The sequence below is a fragment of the Nonomuraea sp. NPDC000554 genome (assembly GCF_040300065.1).
In the GTDB taxonomy this organism is placed as follows: Bacteria; Actinomycetota; Actinomycetes; order Streptosporangiales; family Streptosporangiaceae; genus Nonomuraea.
This window is the reverse complement of record NZ_JBEPDC010000043.1, coordinates 63,505-79,794: the sequence shown is the minus strand read 5'-3', so window position 1 is coordinate 79,794 and position 16,290 is coordinate 63,505. Positions and strand designations below refer to the sequence as shown.

Below are 16,290 nucleotides of genomic sequence, written 5' to 3'. Positions count from 1 at the left end.
TGCTGTCCATCGGGTTCTTTGGGGGGGGGGGGGGGGCCCGCGCCATGGGGTCCGGGGCCCCCCCGCCTCCCCTTTCCGCGTGCCCGGCTCTCAGGCCACCAGCCCGCGCAGGACGTCGCCGACGGCCTCCAGGGCGCCGCGCGGGTTGTCCCAGAAGACCATGTGTCCCGCGCCGGGCACCTCGACGAGGCGGGCGGCGGCGTTCGTCCTGGCCGCCTCGCGCGCGCCCTCGGCGGTCACCACCGGGCTCTCGGCGCCGTACACCAGGACGACGGGCGCGGGCACCGACGGCCAGAAGCCGAAGAAGTCCTCGCTCTCGAAACCCCGGTGGGTTCCGGCGACGGCCTCGTCACCGCAGCTGGACAGCCACCGCGCCCTCAGCTCCTGCTCGCGCCGCGGCCAGCGGGGCCAGGACGCGGCCACCTCGTCGGCGTCGGTCCCGCGCCGCGCCTGAAGCAGCTGCGCCTGGAACGCGGCCAGCGGGGTCGGGTAGGGGCCGCGTCCCGGGCCGCTCATCGGCGGGTCCACCAGCACCGCGCCGCGCAGCGCGACGGCCCCCCTGGCCGCGGTCAGGCCCGCGATCCGCGCCCCCATCGAGTGGCCGAGCAGCACCGCGCCGTCGAGCCCGAGCTCCTTGATCACCGCCTCGGCGTCGGCGGCGTAGTCCTCCAGCGTGTACGACGGGCCGTCATCTGACAGGCCGCGGCCCCGCACGTCCAGCACGATCGGCCGCACCAGACCGGTCAGCTCGCGCGCGACGAAGTCCATGGCGATCGCCGGGCTGGTGATCCCCGGCAGGACGAGCACCGGCACGCCGTCGCCGCCGTAGTCGAGGGCGTGCAGCCGGATCGGGCCCGAGGCGGCCCACCGGCTGCGTGCGGGGACGGCGGCGAGGTCGGCCAGGGCCGGCTGGGTCAGCGTGCGTTCAGGCATCGGCTGGGGCTCCTTCGGCGAGACCGGCGAGGTAGTCGACGGCCTGCGCCAGGTCGATGACGTCGCCGTACTTGGCGTGGATGTCGAAGAGGTTGGCCTCGTGGGGGCCGGGCGCGCGGTCGCCGACGCACTGGCGCGGCACCAGCACCGAGAAGCCGGACTGGACGGCGTCCACCGCGCTGGCCCGGACGCAGCCGCTGGTCGTGGCCCCGCAGACCAGGACGGTGTCGCGGCCGAGCCCGGTCAGCAGCGCGGCCAGGCCGGTGCCGAAGAACGCGGAGGCGCCCTTCTTCACCACCAGGACGTCCTCGGGGCGGCGCGGGAGCCGCGGGTCGATCTCGACCGCGGGGCTGCCCTCGCGCATCGCGCGCATGCCGGGCGCCTTGTGCAGCCAGGTCACCGCGTCGCCGTCGGCCTCGGCGGGCGTGTAGGCGATGGTGGTGTAGACGACCGGAGCCCCGGCCGCCCGGGCGTGCCCGATGAGCGTCGCGGTCGCGGCCACCACGTCCGACAGGTCGGCCCCGGAGGGGTAGGCCGGGTCGGTGAAGCCGTTGGTGAGGTCCACGACCACGACCGCGGGTCGTTCACCCCGGCGTGCCACGGCGCCGAATCCGGCCTGCGCGTAGGTGTCGTCGGTCTGGGGGCCGTACATGCTGTCAGCCACGCCGCAACTCCTTGATCATTTTGGCCTGGGTGCGCACCTTGCCGAGCAGCCAGCCCTGGAACAGGCCGACGGCGAACGCGGCGGCGATCGGCACGTACCTGGCCACGCCCGGTGGTACCAGCATCGACAGCCCGTCCAGCGGCGCCGCCGGTGCCAGTGCCAATGCCGGTGCCGGCGCCGGTGCCTGGGCGGCCGGGGAGACGGTCGCGGCCGGCTTCGGGCCGCCGGCGCGGTCGGCCTCGATCAGCGCGGCGAGGTTGCCGGCGAACTGCCGCAGCATGTTGTTGGAGACGACGACGATCGCGCCCTTGCCGAACTGGACGAGCTTCCCGCGGATCAGCAGGTCCGTCCGGATGCGCAGCAGCGCGCCGCTGGGCGCCTCCACCACCGTCAGGACGATCTCGGCCTCGGCGTCGCCGCTGCCGTGGGTGTCGGCGCCCCGGCCCTGCAGCCGCAGGTAGCGCCGGCCGGGATCGACCTCCAGGAACCGCACGGTCCCGGCGTACGCGGCGGTGATGGGGCCGACCTTGACCTTGACCCCGCCGCGGTAGGCGTCGCCGTCGCGGCCCTCGAGCGCGGCGCCCGGCAGGCAGGTCACCACCCGCTCCACGTCGTTGACCAGCGTGAAGACCTCGTCCGGCGAGGCGTTCACGGCGATCTCGTTGTCCAGGATCATCGGGGCTCCCCCACTTCGCCGCAGCGTCGCCGCGCGCAGTCCTCGATCGCGTCGACGATGGTCTGGTAGCCGGTGCACCGGCACAGGTTGGATGACACGACCTCGCGAATCTCCTCTCGTGTCGGCTCGGGTCGCTCGGCGAGGAAGCCCTCGGCGAGCATCAGGAAGCCCGGCGTGCAGAACCCGCACTGCAGGCCGTGGTGGGCCGAGAACGACCGCTGCAGGTCGCTCAGCCCGTCCTCGCCGGCCAGCGACTCGACCGTGCGGATCTCCTGCCCCTCCGCCTGGGCGGCGAAGATCAGGCAGGCGCGCACCGGGGCGCCGTCGAGCAGGACGGTGCAGGCGCCGCAGACGCCGTGCTCGCATCCGACATGCGTGCCGGTCAGGCCGAGGTGGTGCCGCAGCACGTCCACGAGCGTATGCCGGGACTCCACGACCAGGTCGTCGTGCCGTTCGCCGTTCACCGTCAGGCTGATCAGCAGTTTCTCCGTCATGCCTTCGCTCCGATCGCGCGCTGCACCGTCTCGGGCCGGATGGGGGTGTCGTCGAGCTCCACCCCGGTGGGGCGCAGCGCGTCGTTCACGGCGTTGAGGACCGCCGCCGGGGCGCCGATCGTGCCGCCCTCACCCGCGCCCTTCGCCCCGCTCTCGGTGAACGCGCACGGGGTCTCCAGATGGCGGATCTCGATATCGGGGATCTCGTTGGCGGTCGGGACCTGGTAATCGATGAAGCTCGCGCACGACGGCTCGCCCTGGGCGTCGTAGGTGACCTCCTCGAACAGCGCCCCGGCGATGCCCTGGGCGATGCCGCCGCGGCACTGCCCCTCGACGACCTGCGGGTTGATGGCGACCCCGCAGTCCTCGACGCAGACGTACCGCAGGAACTCCACCTGCCCCGTGCCGGGGTGCAGCTCCACGACCACGCCGTGGGCGGCGTTGGAGAACGTCCCGTCGCCGTGCACGTCGAACGAGGCGCCGGCGGTCAAGCCGGGTTCCATGTCCTTGGGCAGCAGGTTGGCCTTCAGGTAGGCGACGTCGGCGAGTTCCCGGTACGCCAGGGCGCGCTCGCGGTCGTCACGCCTGCGCACCCGCCCGCCGTGCAGCTCGACGTTGTCGCGCGTGGTCTGCAGCAGGTGCGCTCCCAGATGCAGGAGCCGGTCCGCCAGCTTGGTGGCCGCCCGGGCGACCGCGCTGCCGCCGATGGTGGCGGACCGGCTGGCGAACGTCCCGAACCCGTAGGTGATGCGGTCGGTGTCGCCCTGGTGGATCTTGATCTGGGCGAGGTCCAGCCCCAGCCGGTCGGCGACGATCTGGGCCAGCGTGGTCTCGTGGCTCTGCCCGTGGCTCATGGTCCCGGTGGTCACGGTCACCGCGCCGGTCAGGTCCATCCGGATCTCGGCCAGGTCGAAACCGGGCACGACGGCCATCTTGCGCTTGGCGAACGCGCCGGAACCGTAGCCGGTGCGCTCGCTGAAGCAGGAGTAGCCGATCCCGATGAAGCGTCCCTCGGCGGCCGCCTGATCCTTGCGCGCGTACCAGCCCTCGTCCCTGAGCATCCGCTCGCACAGGTTCAGCGAATCCAGGTAGGAGCCCGGGTCGTAGGTGACGTCGTTGACCCCGGTGTAGGGGAACTCGGTGATCAGGTTCCGCCGCCGGATCTCGACCGGGTCCAGGCCGAGCTCGCGGGCCGCGCGTTCGAAGACCCGCTCCATGACCATGACGAACTGGGGTCTGCTGACCCCCCGGTACGGCGCCGACGGCGCCTTGTTGGTGGTGACGGCCCTGCCGCGCACCCGGTAGGCGGGCACCCGGTAGACGCCGGGCATCTCCGCCGACGCCATCAGCGGCTCGATCCCGGCGGTGAACGGGTAGCAGGAGTAGGCGCCCATGTCGCACACCACGTCGGCGTCGAGGGCGAGGATCCTGCCGTTCTCGTCGAACGCGGCACGCACGTCGTAGCGCTGCTCGCGGGCCAGGAACGAGGCGGTGAGCGCGTCGCGGCGGTCCTCGATCCACTTCACCGGACGGCCGAGCCGCAGGGCCGCGGCCCCGGTGGCGACCTCCTCGCGGCCGACGACGCACTTCTGCCCGAAGCCGCCGCCCATGTCGGGCACCACCACCCGAACGGCCCGCTCGCTGAGGCCGAGGCACTCAGCCATGACCGTGCGGACCTGGTGCGGGACCTGGGTGCAGGTCTGGACGAGGAGTTGCTCCTCGCGCGGGTCCCAGCTCGCGACGGCGCCCCTGGTCTCCAGCGGCAGCGCGTTCTGCCGGCCCGTCCTGGACCGTACGCGCACCACCTGGTGCGCCTGCGCGAAGACCTCGTCGATGCCCTCGGTCGCGAACATCGACACGTCCACCAGCGTGTTGGCCGCGGCGGCGTCGTGCACGAGCGGGGCGCCGGGTGCGAGCGCCTGCTCCTCGGAGAGCACCGGCGCGGCGGCCTCGTAGGTCACCCTGGCGGCCTCCAGGCCGTCCTCCACGGAGTACGGGTCCTCGGCGATCACGATGGCGATCGGTTCGCCGACGTAGCGGACCCGGTCCCGGGCGAGGACCGGCATCGCGGTCGGCACGAACTCCGACAGCGGCCGGTCCAGCAGAGCCGTGATGTCGCCGATCCGCAGGTCCTCAGCGGTGAACGCGGCGACGACCCCCGGCACGGCCAGCGTCGCCGACAGGTCCACGCCGGTCACGGTGCCGTTCGCGATCGTGCTGCGGACGAACTGCGCATGCAGCATGCGTGGCAGGTGGATGTCGTCGACGAACCTCCCGCTGCCCGTCAGCAGCCGCGGGTCCTCCCGCCGCGCGGCCGACTTCCCGACCCAGCTCATCGCAGCATCGCCTCCTCACAGGCACGGACGAGCAGGGTCCTGGTGAGGGCCCTGCGGTAGTCGGCGCTGCCGTGGCCGTCGGCGGGCGGGTCGATGGCCGCGGCGGCGGCCTCGGCGCACTCGGCGAAGCCACCGCCGCGCGCCAGGACCGCCTCCGCCTCCGGCACCCGCAGCGGCGCCGGGGCCACGCCGCCGAGCACGACGCGCTGGGCGTCCAGGTCGACGGCGGCGGCGACGGTGGCGAAGTCGCCCCGGCGCGCGGCATGCTCGGTCAGCGCGGCGTGCGGCGCGGGGCGCGGGAAGACGATCTCGACGATCATCTCCCCCGGCTCCAGCGTCGTGGTGTAGTAGCCGAGGAACAGCTCCTCGGCCGGGACGTCCCGGCGCCCGCCCGGCCCCTGGACGACGACCTCCGCGCCCAGCAGGACCGCGAGCAGGCACCACTCGGCGGTGGCGTCGCCGTGGGCGAGGCTGCCGCCGGCCGTGCCACGCGTGCGGATCGGCAGGTGGCCGATCCACCCCATCGCGTCGCGGAGCACGGCGAAGCCTGGGCCGAGCGGCGCGGTCTCCACCTGGTGGTGGGTGGTCAGCGCGCCGACGCGCAGCACGCCGCCCTCCTCGCGCAGGTAGGACAGCTCGCCGCGCAGGCCGGTCAGGTCGACCAGGTGCGCCGGCCGGGCGAGGCGAAAGTTCATCATCGCGACCAGGCTCTGGCCGCCGGCGATGTACTTGGCGTCCTCGCCCAGCTCCGCGAGCAGGGAGACCGCTCCGGCCACGTCCCTGGCACGGTGGTACACGAACGGCGCGGGCTTCATCAGGCGCCCGCCGGCACCGTGTCGCCGGACGCGTCGGTGACGTGGTCCAGCTCCCTGCCCTTGGTCTCGGGCGCGGCGAAGGCCATCCACAGGACGACCAGCAGCACCACGCCGCCGAGGACGGCGAACGTCAGCGGCAGCCCCAGCACGGGCCACAGCAGGCCCCCGAAGATCAGCGGGATGAAGCCGGAGGTCACCCGGCTGGCCGAGGAAGCCCAGCCGAACCCGCTGGCCCGGATGCGGGTCGGGTACAACTCGGCGACGTAGGCGTACAGCACCGGGATGGTGAGCTGGATGAGGAAGCCGAAGACGCCGAGCCACACCAGCGCCGCGGACCTGACGTCGAGGGAGATCGCGAAGGCCACCAGGGCCGCCGTGGCCACCGGCGCGGACGTCCCGATCACCCACTTGCGGCCGACGGCCTCGACCAGCCACGCCGAGATGAGGACGCCGACGATGCCCACCGCCGTCATCAGCGTGGTCTTGGTGAAGGCGGCGTAGTCGCTGTACCCGCCCTCCTTGAGGATCGTGGGCATCCAGCTCAGGGCCACGTAGTACACGGTCATCACGGTAACGAACAGCAGCCAGGCGACGGACGTCACGCGCGGGCTGAACCGCCAGACCTGCCGGAGCTGGTCGAGCGCCGCCCGCACGCCCCGCGGGCCGTTGCCCTCGGCGGCCGGGGGCTCGATGGCGTAGGGCTTGGCCGGGGCGCCGGTCCTGGCGACGAGATCGTCGATGATCGCGCGGGCCTCCTGCTCGCGGCCGGTCCTGGCCAGGTAGAGGGGGGATTCGGGGACGCCGCGGCGCACCCAGAACAGCAGCAGCGCGGGCAGGATCATCACGGTGAGCATCCAGCGCCAGTTGCTGGGCACCGGCTCCAGCACGGTGGCGACCACGCCGCACAGCGTGGCGCCGATCGGCCACCAGACGTCCATGGCGGCGAGGATCTTGCCGCGCAGCCTGCTCGGGGAGAACTCGCCGACCAGCGCGTAGTCGACGGGGATGCAGCCGCCCAGGCCGACCCCGGCCAGGAACCGGAACGCCAGGAAGACGCCGTAACCGGGGGCGACGGCACCGAGAACGGAGAAGATCGCGAAGATGAGCAGGGTCAGGCTGAAGGCCCGTTTGCGGCCCATGCGGTCGGCGATCGTGCCCCACAGGACGGCGCCGACCGCCATGCCGATGAGGTTGGCGGTCGCCACCATCCCCTTCTCACCGACCGACAGGCCGAACTCCTTGCCGAGCAGCGGGGTGAGGAAGCCGTTGAGCGCGACGTCCCAGGCGTCGAACATGTAGCCGAGGCCGCCGATGATGAAGATCTTGCCTTGGACGCGCCACTTCCACGGCAGGTCCTGAACGATCTGGTCTCCTGTTTGCATGGTGTTCCCACCTTGAGGTGTTGAAGGAGACGGGAACGCGGTTGGGGGGTGCGTCCCCGGGGGTGCCCGGACCGGTCGGAGCCGGGGGGCTGTCAGTTGTGGAACTGGTAGGAGAAGGTCTCCTCGTCGGGGTCGTTCAGCGGGGTGCCGCTCCACAGCCAGGCGTAGGAGACGTCGGACTCGCCGTCGAACCGCTTGAGCTTGTCGTCTCGGGACCGCTGCTCGGGCCCGTCGGGCAGGTGGTAGAGGGACATGTTGCGCCAGGCGGCGTCCTGGACCATCCCGGCGTGCTTGGCGCGGCGCGTGACGTACCGCATGAGGGCGGCCCTGACGCCGTCGACGGGCACGGCGCCGAGCTCCTCGGCGAGCACGGCCGCGTCCTCCATCGCCTGGGACGCGCCCTGCGCCTGGTAGGGCAGCATGGCGTGGCAGGCGTCGCCGAGCAGGGCCACGTGGCCGTCCACCCACACCGGGTCACGGCGGCGGTGGTACATGGCCCACGCGGAGATGTCGCCCTCGGCCTTGGAGAGCATCAAGGCGACCCGGTCGTCCCACCCGGGGAAGGCGTCGGTCAGCTCGTCGACCGTGGCGGGAACGGTCCACCGCTCCTTGACCTCTGGCGTGCAGGGCACGATCGCGACGACGTTGAGCCACTCCCCGCCGCGGATCATGTAGTGGACCAGGTGCCGGTCAGGGCCGTACCAGATGGTGCTCTGGAAGCGGTCCACCAACCAGCGCGTCGCCGGGTCCGAGGCTATCTTGTCTCCGGGGATGAGCGCACGGTAGGCCATCTCCCCTGAGAAGAGCAGGGTGTCAGGCAGGCCGAGCGCGTCGCGCACCCTGGACCGGACGCCGTCCGCGCCGACCAGGACGTCCGTCTCGTACCGCTCGCCGGTGGCGGTGACCGCGACGGGCCGGGCGGGGTCGGTCCTGTCGACGGAGACGACCTTGCTGCCGGTCCGCACCTCCACCACCGGTCCGGGACGGTCCTCGGCCAGGCAGGCGTCCAGCAGTACTTTGTGCAGGTCGGCGCGATGGTAGTGCCAGTAGGGCGCGTTGTACTCGCGCTTGCAGAAGTCGCCCAGCGAGGTCAGGCCGATCACGGTGCCGTCCTGCCAGCGGCGGCGCACCTGGTCCAGCGGCTCGGTGCGGATCTCCTCCAGGGCGGCGCGCAGCCCGAGCCCGAGCAGGACGCGGCTGGCGTTCGGCGCGGTCTGGATGCCCGCGCCGACCTCGCCCAACTCCGCGGCCTGCTCCAGGACCGTGACACGCAGGCCACGCTGCCGCAGCGATAGCGCGGCCGTCAGCCCGCCGAGGCCACCTCCGACGATCGTGACGCGATACGACTGGCTCACCTGGCTCGCCAATGCTCCTCCAACCCTTCAGAACGTGATCGCGGACACCGCCTCCGCGCTGAGGTCGGCATCGATACGGTTGTTCGCGGGCACGCAGATCAGAGCCGTTCCGCCGTCAAGGCGGAAGCAGGGAGGCTGCGCCCGGCGAAACTAATCCGAACACGGACGATCTGAAAAAAGCAAGAGGTGAGCCAGGATGTAACTGCGGTGAAATCCGGAGCGAACGCGAGATACCCCCTCGTTACAGCCCGCTCCGCATGGTGTCACTCGTCGCCCATGAGCCCTTCCCAGCGGGCCGCGAGCACCGTCATCTCGTGCAGCACGCGCTCGCGCTCCGGCTGCGCGTAGCCCTTCAGCAGCTGCTCGTCCAGCTCCCTGGCGCGCCGGTTCACCTCGTCGAGGCGCCGCGCCCCCTCCTCGGTCAGGTGCAGCAGCTTGCGACGACCGTCGTGCATCGCGGTGTGCCGGACGATCAGTCCGTTGACCTCCAGCCGGCGGACGATGTCGGCCATCGTGGACCGGTCGAGGGCGACCGACGAGGCCAGCGACCCCTGGTCCACGCCGGGGTAGTTGTCGACCGCGGTCAGCACCGCGAACTGCGGGCCGGTCAGGACGGGATCGACCACGCGCGTCCACAGTGCGACATAGGACTGGTAGAGCCGCCGGGCCACGTAGCCCGGCGCGGCGAGGAGCTCGGGAGGGGTCGTGATCGCCTCGCCGCGGCCTCCCCTCGCCGCCGACGATTTATCCGCTTCACGCGCCATGCGCCTACCTAATCATGAACCCGCCTCACCCTCTGAATCGCCCGTAGGACGGCCGCCCTTCCCCACGCCCCCTGACCTCTTTGACGGCGTCCGCTCGGTGGGCCGTACCATTCCGTATGGTATGGTCCATCGGCACGGTAAGGAGTTCGATGACGACGCTCTCGCGGCAGTTCCGCATCGCGTGGACCCGGTTCGCAACCACGGGTGACCCGGGCCGGCCCGGCTACGAGCCCGAGGCGGCCACCCACGCAGGAAGGGTCTGCTCCAGCGCTTCGAGGCCGAGCACACCATCCGCTTCATCTCCGCGGTGGACAGCTCAGGCGAGCACCCCCAGGCCAGGCTGAGCCGCCTGCTCAACCTGGTTCTGGACGACACGAGGGCCTGGAGATCGCCATCCGTTCCTGGGCCCTGCAGGACACCGATCTGCGCGCCGTCCAGGAGCGTGTCGACCGGACACGCATCGACTACCTGCGAGCCCTGCGCCTTGCCCCGCAGGAGGAAAAGGAGGACACTCCATGACAGGACAGCCCGTGAGCACGCTGGCTCGGTGGATTCCACGGTTAATCATCGCCACTGCGGTGCTCCACTTCGTCTGGGCCTTAGTCCAGCCCAACGCATGGGCCGCGATCGCCGCCGACGGCTTCTGGCGCAGCGTCATCGACACGAGTGCCGCCGACTACTTCGCACGCGAATCCAGCGTCTGGTTCATGATCTCCGGCGTCGCCCTCCTGGCTCTGGGCACGCTCGCCCAGCACATCGTTCGCACGACCGGCCGGCTGCCTGCGCAGCTCGGCTGGTATCTGGTGGCCATCGGCTTCGCGCTGTGCGTCATCTACTTCCCCGTCACCGGCGGCTGGCCGGTTCTCGCAATCGGGGTGCTCGGCCTCGTGGCCGCGCGCCGTACCGGCTGACCGGCAGGGCGGTCGAGGCAAGGAGACAAGACTGACCATGACTGCACGTCACCTGATCAGTGGCAGCGTCGTGCTGGCCGCGATGTCGATGCTCGGCACCGGCATCTGGGCACGCGTGGATCCGGCGAGCTTCGCCGAGTGGGCCAACTGGCCGAACCACACGCACTTCCTGCATGACGCCGGAGTGTTCCAGATCGGCATCGGGCTGATGCTGCTGTGCGCGCTGCGGTACCGCGACGTCGTGACGGTGGTGCTGGCGGGCTTCCTGTTCACCAACACCTTCCACGCGTACAACCACGCCGTCGATCTCGATCTCGGAGGCAAGGCTTCCGATCCGTGGGTTCTCATGCTGGTTTCCCTGGTGGGCGCGGTCGGACTCGTCGCCAGGCTGCGCGTCCTGCGTCACCGCGGGAAGGCCCAGGCCGGCCCGCTGAAGAAAGAACCGCAAGCATGAACGTCCTGCTCGCCGGCGCCACCGGCACACTGGGCTCGGTCCTGATCGGCCACCTGCTCGCCGCCGGTCACACGGTGCTGGGCATCACGAGATTCGCTGCGGGTGCCGAACGGCTCGCCACGGCGGGCGCCGTTCCCGTGGTCGCGGACGTGATGAACCGAGAGAGCCTGTTGACCGCGCTTGACGGAATGCAGGCGCACGCCGTGGTGCACCAGGCCACCGCGATCAGCGGCCTGCCCCTGTTCCACCGCGCTCTCTACGCGACCGACGCCCTCCGCGACCATGGCACCGCTCACCTCATTGAGGCCGCCGAGCTGGTTGGCGCCCGCAGGTTCGTCACCCAGTCGTTCTTTCTCGGGTACGGCTACCGCGACCACGGCGAGGAGCTCGTCACCGAGGAGAGCCCCTTCGCGGAACCTGGGCAGGGCGCCTTCGACCCCCACATGCGGTCGATGCGTGCGAACGAGGAGCAGGTCTTCGGGGCTCCGGGAATCGAAGGGATCTCCCTTCGCTACGGCATGTTCTACGGCCCGGAGGCGACCACCAGGAAGCTGATGGACATGACCAGGAAGCGGATGCTTCCGGTGCCGGACCCCGCCGGCACGGTCTCGCTGATCCACATCGAGGACGCCGCCTCGGCCACGGTGGCGGCCCTGGAACGCGGCACGCCAGGCCGGTCCTACAACATCGCCGACGACCATCCCGTCCGCTTCGACGCCTACGTCAAGGCACTGGCGGTGGCGGCCGGTGGACCTGTCCCGCTGAAGATGCCAGGTTGGCTCCTGCGTGCCACGCCGTACATGTTCGCGCTCATGGTGCGGACCCGCATCCGGCTCAGCACCGAACGGGCACGACGCGAGCTGGGCTGGACACCCCGATACCCTTCCTACCGCGAAGGGCTCGCCAACCTCTGAGCCCTTTCCCACGGCAATCGGTTCTTCGGGTGCACGGTCCCTTCGGGGGCCCTCAGCTGAGTTGTTCGGCCAGTCCGACGATGATGCCCTCGGGGCCACGGACGTAACAGAGCCGATAGCTGTCCTCGTACTGCACCAGCTCGCCGACGAGTTCGGCGCCGTGGGTGCGCAGGCGGGCTACGACGTCCTCGATGTCGTCGACGGCGAACATGATGCGGCGAATGCCCAGCGTGTTCGCCGGTGCGTCCTTCGGCTCGGCGCTGATCGCCTTCGGCGCGTGGAACATCGCCAGCTCGATTCGGCCGTGGCCGTCCGGGGTCCGCAGCATGGCGATGTCCTGTCGGACGTCGTCGATCCCGATGACACGCTCCACCCAACGTCCCTCGATGGGCGCCTTGCCCTCCAACTCCATGCCTAGTTCGACGAAGAACGAAATAGCAGCGTCAAGGTCGTCGACAACGATGAGGACGTTGTCCATCCGCTGGATCGTCATGCTGGCTCTCCTTGGTGTCGTACGGCCACGGTGGCCGCATCCGCCCCTGAGACGGAGCTGCCAGGCCGTTCTCGACATCCTCTTGACGTGGCAGTGCCCGTCACGCGCCGAAACGGGGTGCCATTGGAAACGTGTCACTGTCCCAAACGAGCGTGTTTCCGCAGCTCAGCAGGGTGGGCCCGGGACCCGCATCGGAACGGGAACACACGCTGAGGCTCCGGGCTCCGGTGAGCGATCAGCTTCTGCGCCGGGCCCATTCCTGGACGGCCGCGTGCTGTTGCCGTCCCGAGCGGTTCTCGAACTGGTCGAGACGACCGGGATGGCCCCCTGGCCGGTCATGCCCTCGTCGAGATCGTGCTACACGAGGGCCGCAACCGCATCGTGACGCGCTCGGCCACCTGGTGCTGCGCCTGGTGCGCACGTCCGTCGGCCCGATCAAGCTGGGTGCATCACAGGCTCAACCCGGGCGAGGTGGGTGCGCTGTTCAAGCTCGTCGAGGGCGAACCCAATCGCGATGCTCGCGCACGACGGTGAACCCGGCCGATCGATAGAGCGCCACCGCGGCGTCGTTCGCGGACGGTGTCGCGACGGCGACCGCGCTCGCACCCCGATGGGCGAGAGCCGCGCACGCACCCAGCACGGCATCGCGCCCATAGCCGTGCCCGCGATGGTCCGGATGGGTGCCGACCGGCTCGAGCAGCCCGCACCTGCCCACGCCCGCGAACCATCCGGTCGCGGCGGCTGCAGGCTCCCTCGCGGGCGTGCGTACGAGCGCCTCCACGGCCAGCCCGCCCGCCGGCGACCGCTTCATCGTGCGCCAGTGCTCGACGGTGAACGTGGATCCCGCGAAGGCGGACCGCTGCACCAGCACCCGGTCGGCCGCACCGGCCTCACCGACCGGCTCGGCGCGGCTCGACACCGGCCGCGGGGTCCACGACATGACTAGCCAGGACTCCTCCTGCTCGAGCTCCCACCCGGGTACAGGCAGAACGTCGGACCAATCGTTGCCGGGCTCGAGCAGCTCCTCGGCATCGGCCGCGAGCGCCTCGAGATCGGCGCCGGGCGCGGCGGTCACGCGCAGCACGGGGCCGTCGAGGAAGCCGGCTGCCACCGGCACCACATCATCACTCCAAAGAAAGACGGCCGCGTCGTCGGAGCGCAGATACCACCCCACGTCTCCGGGATGGAGGCCGCCGCCCGGGGCATCGACCGGCGTCCACTCGCACAGCGCGCGCAGCGCTGGGCCGGTTTCGGCGGGGGTCAGGCGGTGCCGCGCGAGTGAGATCACGGACGGCAGATTAGCCAGCGCGCCACGGTGTCTCAAAGGCTTTAACCAGGCCGGCTTCACCCATCTCCGGGTCGAGACCCTTGAGCTCGACCCGCCCGTTGCCTGTGTGCTTGCCAACAATCCGACCGGTCGAACCTATGCCTACGACGTCTTGGCGATGAAGCAAGTCCCCGAGCACCGCGGCCCGAAGGGGTAGCCGGCAGGGATCCCATCCAGGGCCGCGGCCCAAGTACGGCTCGCCGCCGTCGATGGGCGCGGACATGGACGATGAGAGAAACTCCGGCGCGGCCTCGAACCAATGATCGTGTAGTGGCATCCAACAAGATCACAGCATCAGGAGGGGGACTCATGTGACCATCTGGTTGAACGGCGCCTTCGAGGCAGGCAACCATGTCACCGTAGATGGGCCTTTCGATAGGCTCCCCATGACGCAGGGCGCCCGCGCAGCTGTGAGCGTGTCCCAGGCATGATCCGCAAACACACCCCACGCTCCACGCAGCACATCGACGTGACCCGCCTTCCTGACGACGTCGTGGCGCTCATCGACGCCCTCGAGCCTGGTGAGAACGTGGTCCTCATGCGTGACGGCGCGTCGATCGCGACGATCTCCAGCACCATTGACGTGGTCCAAGGCGCCATCGTCGATCGCGACGCGCCAGATGAGACCAACGATCAAGCACCGATCGACTACGAGAGCGTGACAGTCGTGGCCACCGCGATGGAGCTGTCGACCGCGGCTCGGGTTGCGCTATCCACGCAGCTTGGCACGGACTACGTAGTGCTCGATATGCATGCAGCTCCCGCAACAACCGATGTGCTGCTGGTACCTCCAGGCAGCCCGCAGCTGATCGCCGCGCTCCGATCGATGTTCCCGAAAGCTCGCGTCATCGTCACCGAAATCGAGGACCACGAACTCGGAGTTCAGTACCACGGCCCGGTCCGACGACTGCTCGACGCCGGCGCTGATGCGTATCTCCCTCCGGCGACCCTCCCACACCTGGCCAGGCAGCTTGACTACACCCTGAATCAAGGGCGCGAGATCGCTGGCGGGGCCGCGACACCACTGCAGATCGCACCGACGGTGGAGCCGGCAGATCCAGACGACGAATGACCCCGCGCCTCTTCGCTGAGCCGTCGGATGGCGGATCACCGTAGCCATAGGAGGTCCGGGCCATCGTACCTTCAAGCAGCGACGATGGACCAAGGCGGGTGAGGCCGAATCTCGTCGGCCGAAGTTCCGGCGATCACGGGGTGGGGCCAAGAATCGGTTCTGGCCCACATTTCGTGATGGCAACGGGACCCTGGGGTCGGCGGGGTGCGTGATGATGATCAGTGTGTAGTGATCATGTTCTGGATCTCCTGCTACCCCACCTGCCGCTGGTCGAGATCGGGCAGGTAGAGCGACTGGACGACGTGGTGATGGTGTCGGCCAGGACAAGGTCGGAGCCCTCGTCATGCCCGGTCTGTGGCACGGTCTCCTCGACGGCGCACAGCCGTTACCGGCGACGCTTGGCCGATGGCACGGTAGGTGGTTCGGTGATGGTGCTGGAGGTTCGTCGCCTGGTTTGCGCGCAGGCCACGTGTGCGCGGCGGACGTTCGCCGAGCAGGTGCCCGGCCTGACCATCCGGTACGGGCGGAGAACCCCGCTGCTCAGTGACGCGCTGCAGCACATCGGGGTGGCGCTCGCCTGGCGCAACTCCTGCAGATGACCGTCAGACGCTGTTACGGCTGGTGATGGGCATGCCCGACCCCGTCCACCCGACACCCAAGGTGCTCGGAGTGGACGACTTCGCGCTCAAGCGCGGACACCGCTACGGCACGATTCTCATCGACTGCGAGCACGGGATCCCGTTGGAGGTGCTGGAGGGCCGCGACGCCGAATCGCCGGCCGCGTGGCTCACCGAGCACCCTGGCGTTCAGATCATCTGCCGCGATCGGTCCGGCGCATACGCCGAGGGCGCCGAACCCTGAGTTCGTGCCATCGAAGGTTGGATGGGTCTGAGAGCTTGTTGAGATCGCCGGCGTACGGTCTCATGGACCGCGACGAGGAGCATCACCGAGATAAGCGGAGCAGGGCATGGAGGGACACATCGAGAAGGCCAAGCTGTCCTATGAGCACGCTGTCTTCGTCGGCGATGTCGGTGAGCTGGCAGCGGCGGAGCGGGAGCTGGACAAGGTCGAAGCCGATCTCGCTTTGGCCCGGGGACGGATCTTGCACGCGCGGTTCCTCGATGACCGGCGCGAGGACCCACGTGAGCTGGCGCTGTTCGAGCGTGCGACACACCTGTACCGGACGCTGGGTGATGCGGCGGGCGAGGCGGATTCGGTGTTCTGGGAGGGCTGTTTCCACCAGGTCGTACGGAGCGACCCCGACCGCGCCATTCCTCTCCTCGAGCAGTCGTACGACTTGGCCACTGCGGCAGGCGACCGATACACCCAGTGGGAAGTGCTCCGGCACCTGGGGATCGCGGACCATGCCGCGGGGCGGCTGGACGCCGCCCGGGAGCATTTGGAGGCATCGGTACGGCTATGCCGGGAGCTCGGGCTGCCGGCCGCTGTCGCCGCCAACCAGGTAGGGCTGATCTACATCGCCGCCGCGCAAGGGCGACGGGACGACGCGGTGGCGCTGGCCGCAGAGGCGTACGCCACCGCCGAGGCGTGCGGGGCCCGCCGCATCATGCGGCAGGTCGCGGAGGCGCGTATCCAGACCGTGGCGCCGGACACCGATCATGGCGAGACCCACGATCAGAGCGCACCTTGAGCCGCTGAAGCTTCGATGTCGGAAGCTCGAGGTTCGTTGTCACCGGACA

General features: G+C 70.3%; 18 protein-coding genes. 7 read left to right on the top strand and 11 right to left on the bottom strand.

Going from position 1 to position 16,290, the window contains the following annotated elements; genetic code table 11:
• Nucleotides 1–90: 90 nt before the first annotated feature.
• The 9 genes from ABT294_RS47200 to ABT294_RS47160 form a co-directional block, all read right to left on the bottom strand.
• The gene (locus ABT294_RS47200) at nt 91–933 is read right to left on the bottom strand and encodes an alpha/beta fold hydrolase (protein WP_350813072.1); all 843 of its coding nucleotides are present in this window, start codon (nt 931–933) and stop codon (nt 91–93) included.
• Nucleotides 926–1,597 (bottom strand): isochorismatase family protein, encoded by a 672-nt coding sequence (locus ABT294_RS47195; RefSeq protein WP_350813071.1) that lies wholly within the window; start codon nt 1,595–1,597, stop codon nt 926–928. Before ABT294_RS47195 ends, ABT294_RS47200 begins: the two co-directional genes overlap by 8 nt.
• Nucleotides 1,590–2,273 (bottom strand): SRPBCC family protein, encoded by a 684-nt coding sequence (locus ABT294_RS47190; RefSeq protein ID WP_350813070.1) that lies wholly within the window; start codon nt 2,271–2,273, stop codon nt 1,590–1,592. The genes ABT294_RS47195 and ABT294_RS47190 overlap by 8 nt, the downstream gene beginning before the upstream one ends.
• Complete coding sequence (locus ABT294_RS47185) at nt 2,270–2,767, bottom strand: (2Fe-2S)-binding protein (protein ID WP_350813069.1); 498 nt, start codon at nt 2,765–2,767, stop codon at nt 2,270–2,272. The genes ABT294_RS47190 and ABT294_RS47185 overlap by 4 nt, the downstream gene beginning before the upstream one ends.
• Entirely contained in the window at nt 2,764–5,103 is a 2,340-nt protein-coding gene (locus ABT294_RS47180) for a xanthine dehydrogenase family protein molybdopterin-binding subunit (RefSeq protein WP_350813068.1), read from the bottom strand. Before ABT294_RS47180 ends, ABT294_RS47185 begins: the two co-directional genes overlap by 4 nt.
• Entirely contained in the window at nt 5,100–5,918 is an 819-nt protein-coding gene (locus ABT294_RS47175; protein WP_350813067.1) for an FAD binding domain-containing protein, read from the bottom strand. Before ABT294_RS47175 ends, ABT294_RS47180 begins: the two co-directional genes overlap by 4 nt.
• Entirely contained in the window at nt 5,918–7,300 is a 1,383-nt protein-coding gene (locus tag ABT294_RS47170; RefSeq protein WP_350813066.1) for an MFS transporter, read from the bottom strand. Before ABT294_RS47170 ends, ABT294_RS47175 begins: the two co-directional genes overlap by 1 nt.
• A 92-nt stretch (nt 7,301–7,392) precedes the next feature.
• Nucleotides 7,393–8,655: an FAD-dependent monooxygenase gene (locus ABT294_RS47165; protein WP_350813065.1), complete on the bottom strand. Its 1,263-nt coding sequence runs from the start codon at nt 8,653–8,655 to the stop codon at nt 7,393–7,395.
• 263 nt (nt 8,656–8,918) lie between these two features.
• Nucleotides 8,919–9,419 (bottom strand): MarR family winged helix-turn-helix transcriptional regulator, encoded by a 501-nt coding sequence (locus ABT294_RS47160; RefSeq protein ID WP_350813064.1) that lies wholly within the window; start codon nt 9,417–9,419, stop codon nt 8,919–8,921.
• 530 nt (nt 9,420–9,949) lie between these two features.
• Here ABT294_RS47160 and ABT294_RS47155 point away from each other — a divergent pair.
• From ABT294_RS47155 to ABT294_RS47145, 3 genes are read left to right on the top strand one after another with little or no spacing between them, the layout of a single operon-like run.
• Nucleotides 9,950–10,330, top strand: coding sequence for a DUF6463 family protein (locus tag ABT294_RS47155; protein WP_350813063.1), 381 nt, complete (start codon nt 9,950–9,952; stop codon nt 10,328–10,330).
• A 37-nt stretch (nt 10,331–10,367) separates the two neighbouring features.
• Complete coding sequence (locus ABT294_RS47150; protein ID WP_350813062.1) at nt 10,368–10,784, top strand: hypothetical protein; 417 nt, start codon at nt 10,368–10,370, stop codon at nt 10,782–10,784.
• Nucleotides 10,781–11,698 (top strand): NAD-dependent epimerase/dehydratase family protein, encoded by a 918-nt coding sequence (locus ABT294_RS47145; RefSeq protein ID WP_350813061.1) that lies wholly within the window; start codon nt 10,781–10,783, stop codon nt 11,696–11,698. Before ABT294_RS47150 ends, ABT294_RS47145 begins: the two co-directional genes overlap by 4 nt.
• 52 nt (nt 11,699–11,750) lie before the next feature.
• Here ABT294_RS47145 and ABT294_RS47140 read toward each other — a convergent pair whose 3' ends face one another.
• Nucleotides 11,751–12,176, bottom strand: coding sequence for a VOC family protein (locus ABT294_RS47140; protein WP_502912233.1), 426 nt, complete (start codon nt 12,174–12,176; stop codon nt 11,751–11,753).
• 499 nt (nt 12,177–12,675) lie between these two features.
• Complete coding sequence (locus ABT294_RS47135) at nt 12,676–13,479, bottom strand: GNAT family N-acetyltransferase (protein ID WP_350813059.1); 804 nt, start codon at nt 13,477–13,479, stop codon at nt 12,676–12,678.
• 466 nt (nt 13,480–13,945) lie between these two features.
• On the opposite strand from ABT294_RS47135, the gene ABT294_RS47130 reads away from it, so the two are divergent.
• From ABT294_RS47130 to ABT294_RS47115, 4 genes are all read left to right on the top strand, one after another.
• A complete protein-coding gene (locus ABT294_RS47130; protein WP_350813058.1) occupies nt 13,946–14,590 on the top strand; it encodes a hypothetical protein in 645 nt (214 codons plus the stop codon).
• Between the two features lie 428 nt (nt 14,591–15,018).
• Nucleotides 15,019–15,189, top strand: coding sequence for a hypothetical protein (locus ABT294_RS47125; RefSeq protein WP_350813057.1), 171 nt, complete (start codon nt 15,019–15,021; stop codon nt 15,187–15,189).
• 31 nt (nt 15,190–15,220) lie between these two features.
• A complete protein-coding gene (locus tag ABT294_RS47120) occupies nt 15,221–15,451 on the top strand; it encodes a transposase (protein ID WP_350813056.1) in 231 nt (76 codons plus the stop codon).
• Between the two features lie 106 nt (nt 15,452–15,557).
• Nucleotides 15,558–16,241, top strand: coding sequence for a hypothetical protein (locus ABT294_RS47115; protein ID WP_350813055.1), 684 nt, complete (start codon nt 15,558–15,560; stop codon nt 16,239–16,241).
• The last annotated feature ends 49 nt before the right edge of the window (nt 16,242–16,290 follow it).